Source organism: Streptomyces sp. NBC_01635, assembly GCF_045209715.1.
Classification (GTDB): Bacteria; Actinomycetota; Actinomycetes; order Streptomycetales; family Streptomycetaceae; genus Streptomyces; species Streptomyces hirsutus.
In genome coordinates this window covers 7978474-7998575 of record NZ_CP109277.1, presented here as the reverse complement: position 1 = coordinate 7998575, position 20102 = coordinate 7978474, and the positions used below count along the sequence as shown (strand labels likewise).

The following is a 20102-nucleotide window of genomic DNA, read 5'->3' as shown; positions in this document are numbered from 1 at the left end:
ACCTCCCCGCAACACCGGCCGGCGACTACGCGAGGGTTATTCGACCGATAGTGATCATCTCTTTCGTACGACGACGAAGTCCGCGAGCGCGGTGAACTGCTCCCGCACCCTGTCGGGCATGTCGACGGCGTCGAGGGCCTCGATGGCGATGGTGTGCTGTCGACGTGCTTCCTGGGCGGTCCACTCCCGTCCGCCGGCCTGCTCGATGAGGGCCGCACGGGCCGCGAACTCCTCCTCGGAGAAGTTCGCGAAGTCACTGCTGCCCGCGTCGGCGGCGAGGATCTCCGCGAGCTGCCCGGAGGCCGGGCCGCCCTCGGCGAGCGCCGCCACGACCGGGAGGGACTTCTTGCGCTGGCGCAGATCGCTCCAGGTCTGCTTGCCGGTGGCCGCCGGGTCGCCCCAGATGCCGAGGAGGTCGTCGACTGCCTGGAAGGCCAGGCCGAGGTGGTAGCCGTACTTCTCCAGGGTGTCCGCGGTACGCGGGTCGGCGCCGCCGAGCACCGCTCCGACGGAGCTGGCGCAGGCGAGCAGGGCGCCGGTCTTGTTGCCCTCCATCTCCAGGCACTCCTCGACGCCGACCCGGTCGCGGTGCTCGTAGGAGATGTCCTGTGCCTGGCCGTCGATGAGGGCGCGGGTGGCGGTGGTCAGCCGGCGGGCGGCCCGGCCGGCCTCGGCGGTGCCGAGTTCCAGCAGCACCTCGTTGGCGAGGGCGAACAGGGCGTCGCCGACCAGGATGGCCTGGGCGGGGCCGTGCACCTTCCAGACGGTGTCGCGGTGCCTGCGCTGCTCGTCGCCGTCCATGAGGTCGTCGTGCAGCAGGGAGAAGTTGTGGACGAGTTCGACGGCGACCGCGCCGGGGACGCCGACTTCGGGGGCGGCGCCGGTGACCTCGGCGGACAGCACGGCGAGCGCGGGGCGCACGGCCTTGCCGCCGTCGCCGTCGGCGGGCCTGCCCTGGGCGTCGATCCAGCCGAAGTGGTAGGCGGCGACGGTGTCCATGGGGGGCGCCAGGCGGTCGATGGCCGCCCGCAGTACCGGCATGGCCAGTGTCCTGCCGCGCTCCAGGAGCGCGGGCACGTCCGCCGCGGTCCTTCCAGCGGCCTTCGAGGCCGGGGGCACAGTGGGCACAGTCTCTCCTCTTGTTGCGGTACCGGGGGTGCGGGGGCCCGCCACGGCGGGTGCGTCGGCGCTCACCGGAGTCCCTCTCGCACGGCGGGGCCCGGGGCGCCGCGGCCGGCCGCCCCGTCCCACGCGAAGAGGTGGCGGGGGCGGGGCCGGCCCAGGCTGCTCAGCGCGGCGTCCGCCGCGCCGACGCCGCTGCGGACCGCACCCTCCATGGTCGCGGGCCACCCGGTGGCGGTCCACGCTCCGGCCAGGTACAGGCCGGGAGCCTTGGTGCGGGCGCCGGGCCTGAGCCGTCCGACGCCGGGAGCGGGGGCGAACGTGGCGGTGCGCTCCCTGGTGACGAAGAAGTCCCGCACGGTGGCGCCGCGGGTGCCCGGCAGCAGGCGCTCCAGTTCGGGCAGGTAGCGCTCGCGCAGCACGGCCACGGGCTCGTCGATGTCGTTCTGGGCGACCGACTGCGAGACGGCCAGGTACTGCCCTTCCCGCAGGCCGGAGGCCCGGGTGCGGTCGAAGACCCACTGCACGGGGCTGCCGAGGGCAGCGAAGAAGGGACTGGTGAGCACCGTGCGGTCGTAGACGACGTGGAGGTTGAGGATCGGCGCGGTGCCGATGCCGAGCAGCCGCCCGGGGTCGTCGAGCGCTCCGGCGGGCAGCAGGTCGTACGCCTCGCGCTGCGGCACGGCGAGGACGACGGCGTCCGCGTCGAGGGTCTCGCCGGGAACCTGCACGCTCCAGCTCCCGTCGCCGCGCCGGGAGACGGAGGTGACGCGGGTACGGACCTCGGTGCGGACGCCCGCGGAGTCGAGCGCCTTGCGGGTCAGCCGGTCGTGCAGGTCGCCCAGGGGGACGTGGGCCCAGCCGATGTCGGCCGCGCCCGGGTCGGACAGCAGACCGGTCTTGAAGACCATCGCGGCGAGCGCCAGGGACGCGTCGCCCGCGACCGCGTTGAGGGTGGCGACCCCCACCAGGTCCCACAGTGCCTCGACGGCGCGCGGCGACTGGCCGTGCGCGGCCAGCCAGCTGCCGAAGTCCTGGTCGTCGAGAGCGGGATCGGCGAGGTCGAGTCCCTTGAGCGCGAGCGCGGCCCGGCCCACGTTCGCCCGTTCGGCGAGCGAGAGGTGCGGGTAGGCGGCGAGGCTGCGTCCCAGGTGCAGGGGTACGGGCAGCGGGTCGCGGCGCAGCCGGCCGAGCCGGCGTCCCTCGGGCCGGTCGGCGTCGATCACGGGCACGTCGAGACGGTTCTGCAGTGGTGCCAGGGCCGCCCCCTCGATCCGGTCGAGGAACCAGCGGTAGGCGGTGCAGCAGCGCAGGTAGACGTGCTGGCCGTTGTCGACGGTCAGGTCGCCGCGCTGGAAGGAGAAGACGAGCCCGCCGAGCCGGGGGCGGCCTTCGAGCAGGGTGACGCGCACGCCGGCGTCGGCGAGCGCGAGCGCGGCGGTGGCGCCGGCGAGCCCGCCGCCGACCACGACGGCGTGCCGCCTCGCCGGGGCGTCGTCGCCGGCGGGCGGGTTCCCGGAGCTGGTGACACGGGTCATGGCGTGCCCTCCCCTGCCCGGCCGCCGTGCCACCGGATCGGTGCGCGGCGGGCCGTCCCGGTCAGGGACGCAGGGCGGCGGCGGAGGGTTGCGCCCCGCTTGCCGGCGGCGCCGTCGGGCGGGAGTGGTGTGTCCATCAGGCGCGCCTCCTGACGGTCCGCCGGGTGACGTGCCGGGTGTCCAGGCCGGACAGGCCGCGCACCGCGACGTAGGCCTTCTCCCGTCCGGGCAGGGAGACCCGGCCGCGCAGCACGGCCTCGGGCTCGCGCTCGATGCGGTCGAGGAGACGGCGGTAGATGCCGGCCATGGCGGCGACACAGGCGCCGCTGCGCCGGTCGAGCATGGGCAGCAGCCGGTAGCCCTCGGCGAACAGGGCGCGGGCCCGGCGCACCTCGAAGTGGACGAGGCCGGCGAAGTCGGATCCCTCCGGCGGGGTCGGCCCGCCGAACCCGGCCGAGCAGCCGAACTTGGCCAGGTCGTCGGCGGGCAGATAGGTGCGCCCGCCCTCGGCGTCCTCCCGGACGTCCCTCAGGATGTTGGTGAGCTGGAGCGCGAGCCCCAGCGTGTCGGCGTACTCGGGGGCGCGTTCGGCGCCCCGGGCCCCGGGTTCGGTGCCGAAGACGCCGAGGGAGACCCGCCCGATGGCGCCGGCGACGCAGCGGCAGTAGACCTTCAGGTCGTCCCAGGTCTCGTAGGTCTCGCCGCGCAGGTCCATCTGGACGCCGTCGATCAGCTCGTCCAGACCGCCGAGCGGGACCGGGAACTGCTGCGCGGTGTGCGCGAGGGCGACGGCGACCGGGTCGGTGTCGTCCTCGTCGACCGCCCCGTCCCGGACCCGGGTGAGCAGCGCCCGGGTGTCCTCGAGCCGGGCGGCCTTGACGTCGTCCGGCAGCGTGCCGTCGCCGATGTCGTCGACGCGCCGGGAGAACGCGTAGAGCGCCGACATCGCGCGCCGCTTGGGCGTCGGCAGCAGCCGGATGCCGTAGGCGAAGTTCCGGGCCTGCTGTCCGGTGACGGCCTCGCAGTACCGGTAGGCGGCGAGCACCGGCGCCGACGTGTGTGTGTCCGGCTCCACGGCCCGGATCACCCCTCTCCTCGCAGCGTCGTGCCGGCCTCGCGCAGCAGCCGGACCTTGCCGGGCTTGGGCGGGCCGGGAAGTACGTCGTATTCGGCGGCGGCGATCGCGCCCAGGGCCGCCCGTCCCCCTGCCACGAACCCCGCGAGCAGCAGCTTCAGCCTGCCGCGGACGCTGTCCACCAGGGGAGCGCCCTCGTCCAGGAGCTCGCGGGCGCGCTGCGCCTGGAACGCGATCAGCGCGCGCACCGACGCGCCGGCGTGCGGCGCGGCGAGGTCCGCCTCGTCGACGTGGAAGCGTTTCATGTCCTCGGCGGGCAGGTAGACGCGGTCGCGGCCGAGGTCCTCGGTGACGTCCTGGAGGTGCTCGACGATCTGGAGGGCGGTGCAGACCGCGTCGGAGCGGCGGATCCGCTCGGGGGTCGAGGTCCCGGTGACGCCGAGGACCAGGCGGCCGACCGGGTTGGCCGACAGTTCGCAGTAGGCGAGCAGGTCGTCGTAGGTCTGGTAGCGGCTGACGACCTGGTCCTGGCGGTTGGCGGCGATCAGGCCCAGGAAGGGTTCGGGGGGCAGGCCGCGGCGGCGGACCGTCGGCTGGAGCCGGCGCAGCAGCGGATGGCGCGGGACCGAGTCGAACACACGGTGCAGATCCGCCTCGAAGGCGTCCAGCAGCGCCGTCCGGTCGTCTGCCCGGTCGGGGGCGACGCCGAGCAGTGCGGCGTCGGCGCCGCCGGGGGCCAGATCGCCGTCGCCGATGTCGTCGACGAGCCGGGCGTAGCCGTAGACCGCCATCAGGTCGGCGCGCCAGGCTCCGGGCAGGAAGAACGGCGCCACCGGGAAGTTCTCGGCGGCGGCCTTGTCGAGGGTGGCGCGTTCGGTGTCCAGGGGAGCGCGCCCGGGGTCGGCCGCTCGCGCCGTGCGGGTTCGGGTCATCGCGGACTGCCCTGGACGGGGACGGCGCACACTGCGTTGAGCAGGGAAGTCTCCGTAGCCATTGCCGTCACATCTCCCGTTCTACACTGCCGACCCAATACACACTATTTCGGACACGCCGCCCGCACTTCCACCCGGCCGGGTCACCGGTCGGTGTCGCGCGTTATGGCCCTGATTGCCGTCTTTAGGCACCGCTACAGCTTACGTTGTACAGCGCGGTACGGACCGCCGGGGTGTCCCCGCGCCTCGGAACAACGCGCCGACCGGTGTCAAGATTCCTGCGCACGGCAGGAGTTGACGCTTCTTTTGCGGACACCGGACCCCATGGGCCAGTGGTGGCGGGGCCCTGAGGGACTGGGCTACTTACCGGTGAACTTCTCGTACTCCTTGAGCACCTCTTCGGTCGGTCCGTCCATGCGCAGCTCGCCGCGCTCCAGCCACAGCACGCGGTCGCAGGTGTCGCGGATCGACTTGTTGTTGTGGCTGACCAGGAACACCGTCCCGGCGTGCTTGCGCAGTTCCCGGATCCGCGCCTCGGAGCGCTTCTGGAACTTGCGGTCGCCGGTGGCCAGGGCCTCGTCGATCATCAGGACGTCGTGGTCCTTGGCCGCCGCGATGGAGAAGCGCAGCCGGGCGGCCATGCCGGAGGAGTAGGTGCGCATCGGCAGGGTGATGAAGTCGCCCTTCTCGTTGATGCCGGAGAAGTCGACGATCTCCTGGTAGCGCTCCTTGATCTGCTCGCGGGTCATGCCCATGGCCAGCCCGCCGAGTATGACGTTCCGTTCGCCCGTCAGGTCGTTCATCAGGGCGGCGTTGACGCCGAGGAGGGAGGGCTGGCCGTCGGTGTAGACCTTGCCCTTCTCGGCGGGAAGCAGGCCGGCGATGGCCCGCAGCAGGGTCGACTTGCCCGAGCCGTTGGAGCCGATCAGGCCGATGGCCTCGCCGCGGTGGGCGACGAAGGAGACCCCGCGCACGGCGTGCACCTTGCGCACACCCCGTGCGTCGTCGTCCTTGCCCCGCCGTATCATCCGGCTGAGCGCCGCCGTGGCGCTGCCGCGGCCGCCGCGGGCGCCGTTGACCCGGTAGACGATGTGCAGGTCGTCCGCGATGACGGTGGGGATGTGGGTGTCCGTCCTCTCGTCAGCCACGGCCGTACCTCTCTTCCGCCTTCCAGAAGTAGACGAAGCCGATCACGCCGGCCAGCAGCGCCCAGCCCGCCGCGAAGGCCCACACGTGCGGCGGCAGGTACGAGGAGCCGTAGTCGTCGATCATCGCGAAGCGGACCAGGTCCATGTAGACCGCGGCCGGGTTCCACTGCAGGACGTCGGCCAGCCAGTGCGGGACGTCCTTGTCGGCGAGCATCGCCGGGATGCTGAACATGACGCCCGAGGCGTACATCCAGGTGCGCAGCACGAACGGCATCAGCTGGGCCAGGTCGGGGGTGCTGCTGCCCAGGCGGGCGAAGAGCAGCGCCAGGCCGGTGTTGAAGACGAACTGGAGCAGCAGCGCGGGGATCACCAGCAGCCAGGACAGGGCGGGCATGCTGCCGAACGCCATCACCACGACGACCAGGACGACCATCGAGAACAGCAGTTGCTGGAGCTGCTGCAGCGCGAAGGAGACCGGCAGCGCGGCCCGCGGGAAGTGCAGGGCCCGCACCAGGCCCAGGTTGCCGGAGATGGCGCGCACGCCCGCGAGCACCGAACTCTGCGTGAAGGTGAACACGAACACGCCGGTGACCAGGAACGGCACGTAGATGTCGCTGGGGATGCCCTTACGGGCGCCCAGCAGCAGACCGAAGATGAAGAAGTACACGGCCGCGTTCAGCAGCGGGGTGGCCACCTGCCACAGCTGGCCCAGCTTGGCCTGGCTGTACTGCGCCGTCAGCTTCGCCCGCGAGAACGTGAGGATGAAGTGCCGGCGCCCCCAGAGCTGACGGACGTACTCGACGAGCGACGGCCGGGCGCCGCTGACCGTCAGCCCGTACTTGGCGGCGAGCTCGGCCGCCGTGAGGCCCTCGTCGGGCGGCCCGGACGCGCTGACCGCGACCGTGCCGTCGTGCGTTGTCTCACTCACTGGTGAAAGCTTTCCCTCTTCGAGATGCGCGGGCCCGTACGGGTCCGGCATGCGCCGGGGGGCCTGGGTGCGACCCCGGTGTTCCGGACACGAGCTTGTCAGATGACAGGGGGCCGGCCCAGTCGGGTCAGCCGCCACACCGTACGCCACTTCATGGGCCGGCGCGGGCCGCAGGGGGTGGCCCACCCCTCCCGGAAACCGCCGAACCAGGCCTTGAGGGCCGGGCGCGACGGTCTGCGGAGCAGGGTGAGCAGCATCCAGACGCCCAGGTAGAGGGGGACCAGGGGCGCGGGAAGGTTGCGACGGGCCAGCCAGACACGGTTGCGGGCGACCATGCGGTGGTAGACCGCGTGCCGCGAGGGGGCGGTGGTCGGGTGGTACAGCACCATGTCGGACCGGTAGTCGATCATCCAGCCCGCGTCGAGGGCCCGCCAGGCCAGGTCGGTCTCCTCGTGCGCGTAGAAGAACGCGTCGGGCAGCACCCCGGCGTCGGCGAAGACCCTGGTGCGTACGGCGTTGGCGCCGCCGAGGAAGGTGGTCACCCGGGAGGAGCGCATCGGGTCGGCGGCGCGCAGCCGGGGCACGTGGCGGCGCTGGGTGCCACCGGTCTCCGGGTCGGCGATGCGGAAGCTGATGATGCCGAGCTCCGGGTCGTCGGCGAAGGCCCGGCGGCACAGCTCGGCGGTGTCGTGGTGGGCCAGGAGGCCGTCGTCGTCGAGGAACAGCAGGATGTCGACGTCCCGGCCGCCCGGACCGAACGCCTCGATGCCGACGTTGCGGCCGCCGGGGATGCCGAGGTTCTCCGGCAGCTCGACGGTGCGCACGCCGTCGGGGACCTCCGGGACGGGCGAGCCGTTGCCGACGACGACGACCCGGACCGGGTCGCCCTCCTGCTTGGCGACCGAGTCGAGCAGGGCCCGCAGTTCCTCGGGGCGGTTGCCCATGGTGATGATCACCGCGCCGACCTTGAGGGAGGATCCCACAGCGGTCACCTCAGCCTGCTCGAAGCCAGGACGGACACCAGGTGCAGCACGGTCTGGAGCAGGGCTATCCCGGCGAGGACGGCGACGCCCAGGCGGGTGAAGAACAGGTCGCCCCGGGCGGCGTCGGCGATCGCGAGGACCACGATCAGCAGCGACGCCTCCATGCCGAGGATCAGCCGGTGGAACTTCAGGGCTCCGGCGGCCCGGCGGGCCAGCGCCATGCCGGAGGAGCGCGGCTCGGCGGCGGACTCCTTGACCGGCGGCAGTCCGCCCTGGTGGCGGGCCACACCGACCAGGTCGGTCTCGGCCTTGATCAGGACGGCTCCGAGGGCGGCCAGGGTGCCGAGGAAGGCCCAGAGCCAGTCGATGCGGCCGGTGCCCCACAGGTCGGCGGCGCGCAGGCCGAGACCGACGAGGACGGCCGCGTCGCACAGGTAGGCGCCGACCCGGTCCAGGTAGACCCCGCTGAGCGAGAACTGCTGCTTCCAGCGGGCCACCTCGCCGTCCACGCAGTCCAGCAGCAGGTACAGCTGCACCATGACCAGGCCGAGGACCGCCCCCGTGATCCCCGGCACCAGCAGGGCCGGGGCGGCGAGGACACCGAAGACGGTCATCAGATACGTGAGCTGGTTGGGCGTGACCCTGGTGTTCACCAGGTAGCGGTCCACCCGCAGGGACACCTCACGCATGTAGAGGCGTCCCATCCAGTGCTCACCGCTGCGCCGGTCCTTCACCCCCGCGGGGTGGACGACCGGACGGAGTTCAGCTACCGATGGCCTTGACATAGTCGGCGTAGACGTCCTTGATCTGTTCGGTCTTCAGGTCGAGATGTTCGAGGATCGTGAAGCGGCCGGGGCGGGTCTCGGGGGCGAATTCGACGACTTTGACGAACTCGTCCGCCGTGAAGCCGATCTCCTGAGGCAGTACCGGGAGTCCGTGCCGGCGCAGTACGTCGGCCATGTACACCGACTCGTCGTGCGCGCCGCGCAGGTACATCGCGAAGGCCGCGCCCAGGCCGCACTGCTCTCCGTGGGCGGCGGCCCGCTTGGGGTGGAGCAGGTCGAAGGCGTGGTTGATCTCGTGGCAGGCGCCGGAGGAGGGCCGCGAGTCGCCGGACACCGACATGGCGATGCCGCTGAGGACCAGTGCCTCGGCGAGCACCTGGAGGAAGTCGTTGTCGCCGATGCCTCCGGGGTGGCGCAGCACGGACTCGCCGGCCTGCCGGGCCATGGCGGCGGCGAGCCCGTCGATCCGCTCGCCCTTGACCCTGCAGGCCAGTTCCCAGTCCGCGACGGCGGAGATGTTGGAGACGGCGTCGCCGATCCCGGCGCGCACGTAGCGTGCCGGGGCGTTCCGGATGACGTCGAGGTCGATGACGACCGCGATCGGGTTCGGCACGCCGTAGGAGCCGCGGCCCGCGTCGTTGTCGAGGGTGGCGACCGGCGAGCACAGGCCGTCGTGCGCGAGGTTCGTCGGTACCGCGACCAGCGGAAGGCCGACGCGCGCCGCGGCGAACTTGGCGCAGTCGATGATCTTGCCGCCGCCCAGTCCGACGATGGCGTCGTAGTGTCCGGCCTTTATGGCGCCGGCCAGCCGGACCGCGTCGTCGAGGGTGCCGCCGCCGACCTCGTACCAGGTGGCGCCGGGCAGCGACGGGGAGAGCCGCTCGCGCAGTCCGGCTCCGGAGCCGCCGCTGACGGCGACGGCGAGACGGCCGGACTGGGCGATGCGCTCGTCGGCGAGGACCCCGCCCAGGTCGTCGAGGGCACCGGGGCGGATGTCGACGACGAGGGGAGAGGGGATGAGCCGGGTCAGTACTGGCATGCGATCTCCCGTCCACGGGTGAGATCGTCGTGGTTGTCGATCTCCACCCAGTCGACGTCGCCGATCGGCGCCACGTCGATCCGGAAGCCGCGGTTGACCAGTTCCTGGTAGCCGTGCTCGTAGAACTGCTGCGGGTCGGTCTCCCACACGGTCTTCAGCGCGTCGGCCAGCGCGGGAGCGGCGTCGCCCTCGATGAGGGTGACGCCGATGTACTCGCCGGTGGCCTCGGCGGGGTCCATGAGCTTGGTGATCCTCGTCATGCCCTTGCCGGGGTCGACGACGACCTTCATCTCCTCGTCCGCGAGGGACTTCACGGTGTCGAGGGCGAGGATGATCCGCCTGCCCTCGCCGCGCGCGGCGAGGAGCGTCTTCTCGACGGAGACCGGGTGCACGGTGTCGCCGTTGGCGAGGATCACGCCGTCCTTGAGGGCGTCACGGCCGCACCACAGGGAGTAGGCGTTGTTCCACTCCTCGGCCTTGTCGTTGTCGATGAGGGTGAGCTTGAGCCCGTACTTCTGCTCCAGGGCCGCCTGGCGCTCGTACACGGCCTCCTTGCGGTAGCCGACGATGACGGCGGCCTCGGTCAGGCCGATCTCGGCGAAGTTGCCGAGGGTGAGGTCCAGGACCGTCGGTTCGCCCTCTATGCCCGCGGGCCCCACCGGCACCAGCGCCTTGGGCAGGGTGTCGGTGTAGGGACGCAGACGCCGTCCGGCGCCGGCCGCCAGCACGAGGCCGATCATGCGGGTTCTCCTTCATCGTGTACGGCGGGTGCGCCGCCCCGGTGGGCGGCCACCCAGAAGCGGATGCTCTCGAGGAGCACCAGCAGGGCCACGGCCACGGCGAGCGCCGTGAGCGCGACGGCGAACTGCGAGGCGGTGAGCAGGGCGGCCAGGACGACGACCGCCAGGGTGCGGCCCTCGTGCCCTCCGATCGCCCGTACCAGCCAGGGCGGGGGCGCGCCCGCGTCGCCGCGGATGCGGTAGACCGTGTCGTAGTGATGGTAGGCGACGGCGGCCACCAGACCGTAGGCGGCCGGAAGCGCTCCGTTCACCCCGGCGCCCGCCGCCAGGGCCAGGACGGTGCCGTACTCGGCGGCGCGCAGGAACGGCGGGACCAGCCAGTCGAGGGGGCCCTTGAGGGGGCGGGCGACGGCCAGGGCGGAGGTCAGGACGTACAGGAGGGCGGCGAGGACGGGCCACGGTCCGCCGAAACCGGTCAGCGCGGCCGTGGCGACGACGGCGGCGCCGCCGAGCAGGGCGACGGCGGGGGCGGTGAACCCGGGCAGGCGCCGCGCGGTGGGCTTCAGCGCCCCGGCGAGGCGTTCGGCGAGCGGTCCGGTGTCGGCGAGGTCCGCGAGGGCGCGCGCCGCGCGGTCGGTCCTGCGGGCCTTGCGGGTGAGGGAGCGCAGGACACGGCCGGCCGTGGTGTACGTCGCCGCGAAGGCGCAGCCGATCAGCAGGGCGTAGAAGGTGATGCGGGGGGTCGTGAGGGCCGTGAGGACCGCGATCATCGCCCAGCGCTCGCCGATCGGGAGGACGATCATGCGGCGCGCCCAGACCGTCCAGCCGACGCTGTCGAGCTTGCTGGAGAGAGCGGCGGTGGGGCTGGTGTCGGCGGTGGCGGCGGTGCTGTCGGCGTTCGCCTCGTTGAAGGAGAAGTCCACGACGTGCCGGCAGGTCTGCAGGACCATCGCGCCGAGGGCGAGGGCCCATACGTCGTCGCCGCCGCGGGCCGCGCCGAGGGCGAGGCCCGCGTAGTAGGCGTACTCCTTGGCGCGGTCGAAGGTGGCGTCGAGCCAGGCGCCGAGGGTGGAGTACTGCAGGGAGTAGCGGGCGAGCTGGCCGTCGGTGCAGTCCAGCACGAAGGAGGCGAGGAGCAGGACACCGGCGGCGACGAAGCCTGCGCGGGTGCCGGTGGCGGCGCAGGCGGCCGCTATGAGCGCGGTGAGCAGGGAGGCGGTGGTGACCTGGTTGGGGGTCAGTCCGCGCCGGGCGCACCAGCGGGCGAGGTAGCGGGAGTACGGGCTGATGCAGTAGGTGGTGAAGAAGCCGTCCCGGGCCTTGACGGCCGACTTCAGCCGGACGGCCTCGTCGTCCACCGCGGCGACGGCCTGCCGGGCCTCGTTGCGGGCCTGCGGGTCGTCGGGGACGGTGGCGACGAGGCTGCCGAGGTCGGGGCGGTGCGGATCGCTTCCGTCGGCGCTCAGGGCGGCGACGATGCGGTCGGAGAGGGCGCCGGTGAGGATGGTGCCGGCGGGCGCCGGGGCTCCGCCGGACGCGGTCCCGCCGGCATCGCCGGTCACGGCTTCGGGGGCGGCGGGCCCGGTGGTGCCGGTGGTCTCGGCGACCTCGGCGGCGGGCTCGGAGACCGCGGTGTCCTCGCCGGCCGTCGCGCGGTCCATCGCGAGGGACAGGGCCTGGCGCGCGGCCGGCTGGGCGGTGACGGCACCGGGGATCGCCGCGAGCGGGAAGCGGGGGTCGGTGAGGCCGAGGCGGAGCGCGTGCTCATGGCCCACGAACCGGGCGTCGACGACGGCGACCCGCTGTCCGGCGGGCACCTCGGCGAGCAGGGTCCCGGCCGTCGCGGTGTCGGGCGCGATCCGCACGTCGAAGCCGAGGGAACGCAGGTCCGCCTCGATCGACGAACCCGGAACCGGCTGGCCGGTGAGGATGGCGGTCGACAACCGAATCTCACTCCCTGGATACCGACGCGTCCGCGCCGGTCGTGTACATGATGGGGGCGGCCGTACGGGGCCTCCGAGCGGCATGTCGGCTGAGGTTAGCGGATGCCCCTGAACCCGCGTTCACCGCCCGTTCGGCGGTTGGATCGTTGTGGTTTCACCTGCGCCCCTGCCGCGATCATCATCAGGGATAGCGGGGTCGGCCCACAAACCGCCTACCCAGAAGGGGCATTGGGGCGCATAGCGGGCATCACCCCGGCGTGACTCCACCCGGTGCGGACGGGGCCCTCGGGGCGGGCCCGTCGTCGAGGAAGGCGGTTGCCCTGGACCCGTACGAGGCGGGCCACGATCGATGCCAGGAGCAGGCCACCGGCCTCTGACCAGCGCAATGTCCGTATCGAGGTCCGCGGCCGGCCCGAGGGAGGAACCGAGCGGGCGGCCCGGCCCACACCGTACCGCCGGGGAGGACGAGGGACCTCCCGCCCCCGCGCCGGACACCGCGAGGGCGGGCGCTCCACGCTCCCCGCGGCAAAGGCGCGCGCGGCGAGCCCGGTGCGGGCCCCCTGTGGATCTCGTCACGGAGGCCACGCCCCGCACCCCGGCGCGTGCGCACGGTGAGGCCGGCCCGGCGTCCGACGGCGCCCGTGTCCGCACCCGGGAGCACTCGCGCCCGTGCTAGCCGACACCGCCGACCGGGTTGCCCGGAAGGCCCGTACACCGCCCCGACAGGCCTTGACCTGCGGACCGTTTTCGCAGGTCAAGGCACATGACAACGGTGTTCAGTACCGCGTTGCCCCCTACCCCCCTCCCGTAGTTCACTGTGATCCGGACGAGTCATGGAGGGACGGCTTTCATGGGGGCTGGGCACGATCACGGGCACGCGTACGGCGCGCACCCCGGCGGTACGGCGAGCGCGGCGTACCGCGGCAGGCTGCGGGCGGCGCTGGCGATCACGCTCGGTGTCATGGTCGTCGAGATCATCGGCGGTCTGCTGGCCGACTCGCTCGCCCTCGTCGCCGACGCGGCGCACATGGCGACGGACGCGCTGGGGCTCGGCATGGCTCTGCTGGCGATCCACTTCGCGAACCGCCCGCCGAGCGAGCACCGCACCTTCGGCTACGCCCGCGCGGAGATACTCGCGGCGCTCGCGAACTGCCTGCTGCTGCTCGGGGTGGGCGGCTACGTGCTGTACGAGGCGATCCAGCGGTTCATCGCACCGGCCGCCACCGAGGGCGGGCTGACGCTGGTCTTCGGCGCGATCGGCCTGGTCGCCAACCTGGTGTCGCTGACGCTGCTGATGCGCGGGCAGAAGGAGAGCCTGAACGTGCGCGGGGCGTTCCTGGAGGTGGCCGCCGACGCGTTCGGCTCGGTCGCGGTGATCGTCTCGGCGCTGGTCGTCGTGGCGACCGGCTGGACGGCCGCCGACCCGATCGCCTCCCTCGTGATCGCCGTGCTGATCGTGCCCCGCGCCTTCAGGCTGCTGCGCGAGACCCTGGACGTCCTGCTGGAGGCGGCGCCCAAGGACGTGGACATGGCCCAGGTGCGGGCGCACATCCTGGGCACGCAAGGCGTCGAGGACGTGCACGATCTGCACGCCTGGACCATCACCTCGGGCATGCCGGTGCTCTCCGCGCACGTGGTCGTCAGCTCCGAGGTACTCAGCGCCATCGGGCACGAGAAGATGCTGCACGAGCTGCAGGACTGCCTGGGCGACCACTTCGACGTGCAGCACTGCACCTTCCAGCTGGAACCGCGCGGTCACGCGGAGCATGAGGCCCGGCTCTGCCACTGAGACGGCCCCCGGCCGAGGGGGCCGTCCGAGCGGCGTGACGTGGCGCCGCGACGTGACGTCTCGCGACCCGACGTGACGGGGGCGCGTGCGGGGTGCGGCCGGGGCGGGAGGCGCCACTGGGGCGTGAGGCCGGTGTTCATGCGCCGGGAGGCGCACCCTTCCGCCCCCGCACCTGTGCCCTTTCCCTCACGGCGCCCCGCTCCTCGCGGTTCTCCCGCCGCCGGTCCGGGCAGGTCATCCCCCGGGCCCCTCTTCCGGTACGGCCCGCGCCGGCCGCGGGCCGTACCGCCCGCGGGACATGCGGGCGGTACGGGGGAGTGCCGGGAGTGCCGGATTCGTGCGGCAGACTTGGGGCGCGAAGACCGAATGAAGGATGGGTATGCCGATCACACCTGCCACCACGACGCACAACCCGTCGAGCGGTACCGCCGAGGCGATTCTGCTGGAGCTGGTCGACGAAGACGGCGTGACGATCGGCACCTCGGAGAAGCTCGCCGCCCATCAGCCCCCTGGGCAGCTGCACCGGGCGTTCTCGGTGTTCCTCTTCGACGAGCGCGGCCGGCTGCTGATCCAGCAGCGGGCGCTGGGCAAGTACCACTCCCCCGGCGTGTGGTCCAACACCTGCTGCGGGCACCCCTACCCCGGTGAGGCGCCGTTCGCGGCGGCGGCCCGGCGGACCTTCGAGGAGCTGGGGCTGTCCCCGTCGCTGCTCGCCGAGGCGGGCACCGTGCGCTACAACCACCCGGACCCCACCTCCGGTCTGGTCGAGCAGGAGTACAACCACCTGTTCGTCGGCATGGTGCAGGCACCTCTGCGGGCGGATCCCGAGGAGGTGGCGTCCACGGCGTTCGTGACCCCGGACGAGCTGCTCCGGCGCCATGCCGAGGACACCTTCTCGGCGTGGTTCATGACCGTGCTGGACGCGGTCCGCCCGGCGGTCCGGGAGCTGACGGGACCGTCGGCGGGCTGGTGACCGCGCGGGACCGGTCGCGGGACCGGTCGCGGGACCGGTCGCGGGACCGGTCGCGGGACCGGTCGCGGGACCGGTCGCGGGTCCGCCCGGGCCCGGGCGTCGGGCCTGCCGCCGGTGGTGACCGTCGGAGCGGGTGCGCGTGCGGCCGTCAGCCCCGCGCGGGCTTGAGCGGCAGGGCGGCCCAGATCACCTTGCCGCCGCTCGCGGTGTGCTCGACGTCGCACATGCCGTTCGACTCGCGGGTGATCTCGCGCATCAGGAGCAGTCCGCGGCCGCCGGTGCGGCCGTGGTCCGCCTCCAGGGCGGTCGGGCGGTAGGGGTGGTTGTCCTCCACGGACACCCGGACCCACTCGGCTCCGACGGCGACCTCGACGGCGAGCATCGGGGAGAGCAGTGCCGCGTGCCGTACGGCGTTGGTGACCAGTTCCGAGACGATCAGCAGCAGCCCCTGGACCACGTCGTCGGCGACCGGCACCCCCTGGCGCAGCAGCAGGTCCCGTACGGCGTGGCGCGCCTGCGGGACCGAGGCGTCGACGGCGGGGGCGGTGAACCGCCAGACACCTTCGTACGGCAGCGGTGCCGAGCGCGGTGGGACGGTGTCCGCCCCGGTGGGTCTGTCCTCGTCCTCCGGGCGTGGGCCGGGCCCGCGCCCTTGGTCGTCCATCGTCCGGTCGCCGCCCTCACGCTCGATTGTCACCACACGTCGAGTGTTGGTAACTATGCGCGTCACACCGAAGCCCTGAACGGAAGTCAGCGGATATCGAGCGTTTCCGACCGTTGACATATGCCGTGGGCGCTTACGGGACCGTTTCCTTACCACTCCGTGTCGTGTCGGCGGACTATTCGGGTTGTACGGTTTTGACACCCGGCCCGGTGCTCTCCGGGCCCGTCAGCCGGTCGGAGACCATGCCCACGATCCTGCGCCCGCCGTAGCCGGTGGCGATCAGACCGAGCCCGTCGAAGAGCAGGGTGAGCGAGAGGAAGGCGCCGATCACGTACTGGCTGCTGCTGGGCCAGGTGATCAGCACCAGGACTCCGAGGAGGAGGCCCAGGACGCCCTGCAGGAGCGTCACGCCGAACTGCGGACCGCGCACCACCATGCTGCCCACCAGGCGGAACATTCCGCCGGTGAGGAACAGCAGCGCGGCGAACATGGTCAGCGCCTCGGCCGCCGCCTCCGGTGTGCGCAGGACCACCACGCCGGCCGCGATGTTCAGTGCCGCGACGATCACCGCGAGCCAGAAGAAGTTGCTGTGCCGGGCCTGGACGGCGTGCAGCAGCGAGACCACGCCGCCGATCAGCAGCAGCCAGCCGAACAGCACCATCGTCGTCAGAGTGGCGAAGCCGGTGTAGAAGAGACCGACGAGGCCGGCGACGACCAGGATCACGCCGAGCGCGGCGAGCCGGCCGAAGCCGCTCTTCAGCTTGGCCGCCTCGCCACGCGGTGGGGTGGACCTGGCCATGGCCGCCTCCTCGCTGTCCGCTCCCTGTCCTTCTCCCCTTCTCCCCCTTCTCCCGAGGTCGCGTAACGCTTCACGCGCTCCTGCTGATCAGCGCCCCGACCGGGGCGGATAGCATCCGGCGCATGGAGCCGCAGCTGTCGCACAGCGTCACCGGATCGGTCGCCACGGTCGTCATCCGCCATCCGGCGAAGCGCAACGCCATGACGACCGCGATGTGGCGCGCGCTGCCACCGCTGCTCGACGCACTGGCGGACGACACCGGGGTGCGGGCGCTGGTGCTCACCGGCGAGGGCGGGACGTTCTGCGCCGGGGCCGACATCTCCACGCTCAAGGGGTCGCCGCAGGAGGCGCAGCGGCTCGCCGGGGCGGCCGAGGAGGCGCTCGCCGCGTTCCCCAAACCGACGCTCGCGGCGGTCCGGGGACACTGCGTCGGCGGCGGGGCACAGCTGGCGGCGGCCTGCGATCTGCGGTTCGCGCAGGAGGGAGCGGTGTTCGGGGTGACCCCGGCCCGGCTCGGGATCGTCTATCCGGCCTCCTCCACCCGGCGGCTGGTGTCGCTGGTGGGGCCCTCCGCCGCCAAGTACCTGCTGTTCTCCGGCGAGCTGATCGACACCGCGCGGGCACTGCGTACGGGACTGGTCGACGAGGTGCTGCCCGTGGACGGACTGGACCGGCGGGTCGCGGAGTTCACCGCGACCCTGGCCTCGCGTTCGCAACTGACCCAGGCCGCGGCGAAGGAGTTCGCGAACGGGCGCACCGACCGGGACGCCCACTGGAGCGGCCGCGCGGAGGGCAACGGCGACACGGCGGAGGGGGTCGCCGCCTTCCTGGAACGGAGGGCGCCCCGGTTCAACTGGAGCCTGCCGGGGCGGCGGTAGGGTACGGCGTTCGCCGAGGGCAGGCATACCGAAGCCCTGACGAGGTACCCGGAGGTCATCACTCCGTTCGTCCCGCCGGGACGGACGGGACACCGAAGACCGAAGGAGGAGACACGTGTTGCGTGCCATCGCGGATGTCCTGCGTCAGATCGGCGGCGCCGTCGCCACCGTCGTGACACTGCCGTTCCGGGCGGTGGCCCGGCTGTTCGGGGGTGCCTCGTCGGCGGGCCGGGGCCGACGCGCCTGACCCGGCGCGCAGCACCGCCCGGCGAGTCGCCGCCCTGATCCCCGATTGTCGGCATCACCTGCCACAATTGCCGCGCAACCTCAGCGAAGAAGGCGGTACGGGATCGTGACGACACCCCTCCAAGGGTCCATCGAAGGCAGGATCGCCGAGGAGCTCGGCGTACAGGAGCGGCAGGTCAGGGCCGCCGTGGAGCTGCTCGACGGCGGTTCGACGGTGCCCTTCATCGCCCGCTACCGCAAGGAAGCCACCGAGATGCTCGACGATGCGCAGCTGCGCACGCTCGAGGAGCGGCTGCGCTATCTGCGGGAGCTCGAGGAGCGTCGTTCGGCGATCCTGGACTCGGTGCGCGAGCAGGGCAAGCTCACCGAGGAGCTTCAGGCGCGGATCCGGGGCGCGGAGACCAAGGCGCGCTTGGAGGACATCTATCTGCCGTACAAGCCGAAGCGGCGTACCAAGGCGCAGATCGCGCGGGAGGCGGGACTCGAACCGCTGGCGGACGGGCTGCTCGGGGACCCGGGCGTCGACCCCCTCGCCGCGGCTGTCGCGTTCGTGGACGCCGACAAGGGTGTCGCCGATCCGCAGGCCGCCCTGGACGGCGCGCGGGCCGTCCTCACCGAGCGGTTCTCGGAGGACGCCGACCTGATCGGCGAGCTGCGGGAGCGCATGTGGGTGCGCGGGCGGCTGACCGCCAAGGTGCGCGAGGGCAAGGAGGAGGCGGGCGCCAAGTTCTCCGACTACTTCGACTTCGCCGAGCCGTTCACCGAGCTGCCCTCGCACCGGATCCTCGCGATGCTGCGCGGCGAGAAGGAGGAGGTCCTGGACCTCGTCCTGGAGCCGGAGGAGGCGACGGAGGGCCCGTCCTCGTACGAGGGCACGGTGGCCCACCGGTTCGGGATCGCCGACCGGGGGCGCCCCGCCGACAAGTGGCTGCTCGACACGGTCCGCTGGGCGTGGCGCACGCGCATCCTGGTGCATCTCGGCATCGACCTGCGGCTGAGGCTGCGCACGGCGGCCGAGGACGAGGCGGTGCGGGTCTTCGCGGCGAACCTGCGCGACCTGCTGCTCGCCGCTCCGGCCGGTACCCGCGCGACCCTCGGTCTCGACCCGGGCTTCCGTACGGGTGTGAAGGTCGCCGTGGTCGACGCGACGGGCAAGGTCGTCGCCACCGACGTGATCCACCCGCACGTCCCGGCGAACCGGTGGGACGAGTCGATCGCCAAGCTGGCCCGGCTCGCGAAGGAGCACGCCGTCGAACTGGTCGCGATCGGCAACGGTACGGCGTCCCGCGAGACCGACCGGCTCGCCGGCGATCTCATCACCCGGCACCCCGAACTGAAGCTGACGAAGGTGATGGTGTCCGAGGCGGGCGCCTCGGTGTACTCGGCGTCCGCGTTCGCCTCGCAGGAGCTGCCGGACATGGACGTGTCGCTGCGCGGGGCGGTGTCGATCGCGCGCCGGCTCCAGGACCCGCTGGCGGAGCTGGTCAAGATCGACCCGAAGTCGATCGGCGTCGGCCAGTACCAGCACGACCTGTCCGAGGTGAAGCTGTCCCGCTCGCTGGACGCGGTGGTGGAGGACTGCGTGAACGGCGTGGGTGTGGACGTCAACACGGCGTCCGCGCCGCTGCTCGCCCGGGTCTCCGGCATCACCTCCGGGCTCGCCGAGAACATCGTGGCCCACCGGGACGGCAACGGGCCGTTCGCCTCCCGCCGCGAGCTGAAGAAGGTGCCGCGCCTCGGCCCCAAGGCGTACGAGCAGTGCGCGGGCTTCCTGCGGATCCGCGGCGGCGACCCGCTGGACGCCTCCAGCGTGCACCCGGAGGCCTATCCGGTGGTCCGGCGCATGGTGCAGAAGTCCGGTGAGGAGGTCGCCTCCCTGGTCGGCAACACGGCGGTGCTGCGCTCGCTGAGGCCGCAGGACTTCGTGGACGAGACGTTCGGTCTGCCGACCGTCTCGGACATCCTCAAGGAGTTGGAGAAGCCGGGGCGCGACCCGCGGCCGGCGTTCAGGACCGCCGCCTTCAAGGAGGGCGTGGAGAAGATCTCCGACCTGGCCTCCGGGATGGTCCTGGAGGGCGTGGTGACGAACGTGGCGGCCTTCGGCGCGTTCGTCGACATCGGCGTCCACCAGGACGGTCTGGTGCACGTCTCCGCGATGTCGAAGACGTTCGTCAAGGATCCGCGGGACGTGGTGAAGCCGGGCGACATCGTCAAGGTGAAGGTCCTCGACGTCGACATTCCGCGCAAGCGGATCTCGCTGACGCTGCGGCTGGACGACGAGGCCGCGGAGCAGACCGAGTCCCCCGCCGGGCGCAGGCAACGCGGCGGGGCACGCCCGCCGCAGCAGCGCCAGGGGCAGGGTCAGGGTGGCCGCGCCGGGGGCGGTGGCGGCGGTCGCGGAAGCGGCGGGGCGCGTCCGGCACCCGCGCCGGCGAACAGCGCGATGGCCGACGCCCTGCGCCGGGCGGGGCTGGCCGACCCGAAGAAGGGCAAACGCTAGGTTCCGCGTCGGCCGACGGC

The 20102-nt window shown here is 72.6% G+C and carries 19 protein-coding genes; 5 read left to right on the top strand and 14 right to left on the bottom strand.

Annotated features, from left to right (window positions below; genetic code table 11):
• Positions 1 to 54: 54 nt before the first annotated feature.
• The 12 genes from OHB56_RS36950 to OHB56_RS36895 form a co-directional block, all read right to left on the bottom strand.
• Positions 55 to 1119, bottom strand: coding sequence for a polyprenyl synthetase family protein (locus OHB56_RS36950; protein ID WP_079034751.1), 1065 nt, complete (start codon positions 1117 to 1119; stop codon positions 55 to 57).
• A gap of 71 nt (positions 1120 to 1190) precedes the next feature.
• Positions 1191 to 2660 (bottom strand): hydroxysqualene dehydroxylase HpnE, encoded by a 1470-nt coding sequence (gene hpnE, locus OHB56_RS36945; protein ID WP_406358215.1) that lies wholly within the window; start codon positions 2658 to 2660, stop codon positions 1191 to 1193.
• Positions 2657 to 2797 (bottom strand): DUF6380 family protein, encoded by a 141-nt coding sequence (locus OHB56_RS36940; RefSeq protein WP_406358214.1) that lies wholly within the window; start codon positions 2795 to 2797, stop codon positions 2657 to 2659. Before OHB56_RS36940 ends, hpnE begins: the two co-directional genes overlap by 4 nt.
• Positions 2797 to 3747, bottom strand: a complete 951-nt coding sequence (gene hpnD / locus OHB56_RS36935; RefSeq protein ID WP_406358212.1) for a presqualene diphosphate synthase HpnD — start codon at positions 3745 to 3747, stop codon at positions 2797 to 2799. The genes OHB56_RS36940 and hpnD overlap by 1 nt, the downstream gene beginning before the upstream one ends.
• Positions 3744 to 4667: a squalene synthase HpnC gene (gene hpnC, locus OHB56_RS36930; protein WP_406358210.1), complete on the bottom strand. Its 924-nt coding sequence runs from the start codon at positions 4665 to 4667 to the stop codon at positions 3744 to 3746. Before hpnC ends, hpnD begins: the two co-directional genes overlap by 4 nt.
• Before the next feature lie 359 nt (positions 4668 to 5026).
• Positions 5027 to 5815 (bottom strand): ABC transporter ATP-binding protein, encoded by a 789-nt coding sequence (locus tag OHB56_RS36925; protein ID WP_406358208.1) that lies wholly within the window; start codon positions 5813 to 5815, stop codon positions 5027 to 5029.
• The gene (locus OHB56_RS36920) at positions 5808 to 6743 is read right to left on the bottom strand and encodes an ABC transporter permease (protein ID WP_406358206.1); all 936 of its coding nucleotides are present in this window, start codon (positions 6741 to 6743) and stop codon (positions 5808 to 5810) included. Before OHB56_RS36920 ends, OHB56_RS36925 begins: the two co-directional genes overlap by 8 nt.
• 98 nt (positions 6744 to 6841) lie before the next feature.
• The gene (locus tag OHB56_RS36915) at positions 6842 to 7687 is read right to left on the bottom strand and encodes a glycosyltransferase family 2 protein (RefSeq protein ID WP_406359287.1); all 846 of its coding nucleotides are present in this window, start codon (positions 7685 to 7687) and stop codon (positions 6842 to 6844) included.
• Positions 7688 to 7731: 44 nt separating this feature from the next.
• Complete coding sequence (locus OHB56_RS36910) at positions 7732 to 8511, bottom strand: CDP-alcohol phosphatidyltransferase family protein (protein WP_326756060.1); 780 nt, start codon at positions 8509 to 8511, stop codon at positions 7732 to 7734.
• Complete coding sequence (locus tag OHB56_RS36905) at positions 8489 to 9550, bottom strand: iron-containing alcohol dehydrogenase family protein (RefSeq protein ID WP_055597025.1); 1062 nt, start codon at positions 9548 to 9550, stop codon at positions 8489 to 8491. The genes OHB56_RS36910 and OHB56_RS36905 overlap by 23 nt, the downstream gene beginning before the upstream one ends.
• Positions 9538 to 10290 (bottom strand): phosphocholine cytidylyltransferase family protein, encoded by a 753-nt coding sequence (locus OHB56_RS36900; RefSeq protein WP_326756059.1) that lies wholly within the window; start codon positions 10288 to 10290, stop codon positions 9538 to 9540. The genes OHB56_RS36905 and OHB56_RS36900 overlap by 13 nt, the downstream gene beginning before the upstream one ends.
• Complete coding sequence (locus OHB56_RS36895; protein ID WP_406358203.1) at positions 10287 to 12233, bottom strand: DUF5941 domain-containing protein; 1947 nt, start codon at positions 12231 to 12233, stop codon at positions 10287 to 10289. Before OHB56_RS36895 ends, OHB56_RS36900 begins: the two co-directional genes overlap by 4 nt.
• An 850-nt stretch (positions 12234 to 13083) precedes the next feature.
• On the opposite strand from OHB56_RS36895, the gene OHB56_RS36890 reads away from it, so the two are divergent.
• Both OHB56_RS36890 and idi read left to right on the top strand, forming a co-directional pair.
• The gene (locus tag OHB56_RS36890; RefSeq protein ID WP_326756057.1) at positions 13084 to 14022 is read left to right on the top strand and encodes a cation diffusion facilitator family transporter; all 939 of its coding nucleotides are present in this window, start codon (positions 13084 to 13086) and stop codon (positions 14020 to 14022) included.
• Positions 14023 to 14401: 379 nt separating this feature from the next.
• On the top strand, positions 14402 to 14995 hold the full coding sequence (gene idi, locus OHB56_RS36885) for an isopentenyl-diphosphate Delta-isomerase (RefSeq protein ID WP_326756056.1): 594 nt from the start codon (positions 14402 to 14404) through the stop codon (positions 14993 to 14995).
• A gap of 148 nt (positions 14996 to 15143) precedes the next feature.
• Here the strand turns inward: idi and OHB56_RS36880 are convergent, their stop codons facing one another.
• Both OHB56_RS36880 and OHB56_RS36875 read right to left on the bottom strand, forming a co-directional pair.
• Positions 15144 to 15659 (bottom strand): ATP-binding protein, encoded by a 516-nt coding sequence (locus OHB56_RS36880; RefSeq protein ID WP_326757242.1) that lies wholly within the window; start codon positions 15657 to 15659, stop codon positions 15144 to 15146.
• 175 nt (positions 15660 to 15834) lie between these two features.
• Positions 15835 to 16458 carry an HdeD family acid-resistance protein gene (locus OHB56_RS36875; RefSeq protein ID WP_406358201.1) on the bottom strand — a complete coding sequence of 208 codons (624 nt, stop codon included), beginning with the start codon at positions 16456 to 16458 and terminating at the stop codon, positions 15835 to 15837.
• A gap of 122 nt (positions 16459 to 16580) precedes the next feature.
• Between OHB56_RS36875 and OHB56_RS36870 the strand changes: the two genes are divergently transcribed.
• The 3 genes from OHB56_RS36870 to OHB56_RS36860 all read left to right on the top strand — a co-directional run bounded on the left by OHB56_RS36870 (position 16581) and on the right by OHB56_RS36860 (position 20082).
• Positions 16581 to 17336 carry an enoyl-CoA hydratase/isomerase family protein gene (locus OHB56_RS36870; RefSeq protein WP_326756054.1) on the top strand — a complete coding sequence of 252 codons (756 nt, stop codon included), beginning with the start codon at positions 16581 to 16583 and terminating at the stop codon, positions 17334 to 17336.
• Between the two features lie 115 nt (positions 17337 to 17451).
• Positions 17452 to 17583 carry an LPFR motif small protein gene (locus OHB56_RS36865; RefSeq protein WP_276204859.1) on the top strand — a complete coding sequence of 44 codons (132 nt, stop codon included), beginning with the start codon at positions 17452 to 17454 and terminating at the stop codon, positions 17581 to 17583.
• A gap of 105 nt (positions 17584 to 17688) precedes the next feature.
• Entirely contained in the window at positions 17689 to 20082 is a 2394-nt protein-coding gene (locus tag OHB56_RS36860; protein ID WP_406358199.1) for a Tex family protein, read from the top strand.
• Positions 20083 to 20102 lie beyond the last annotated feature (20 nt).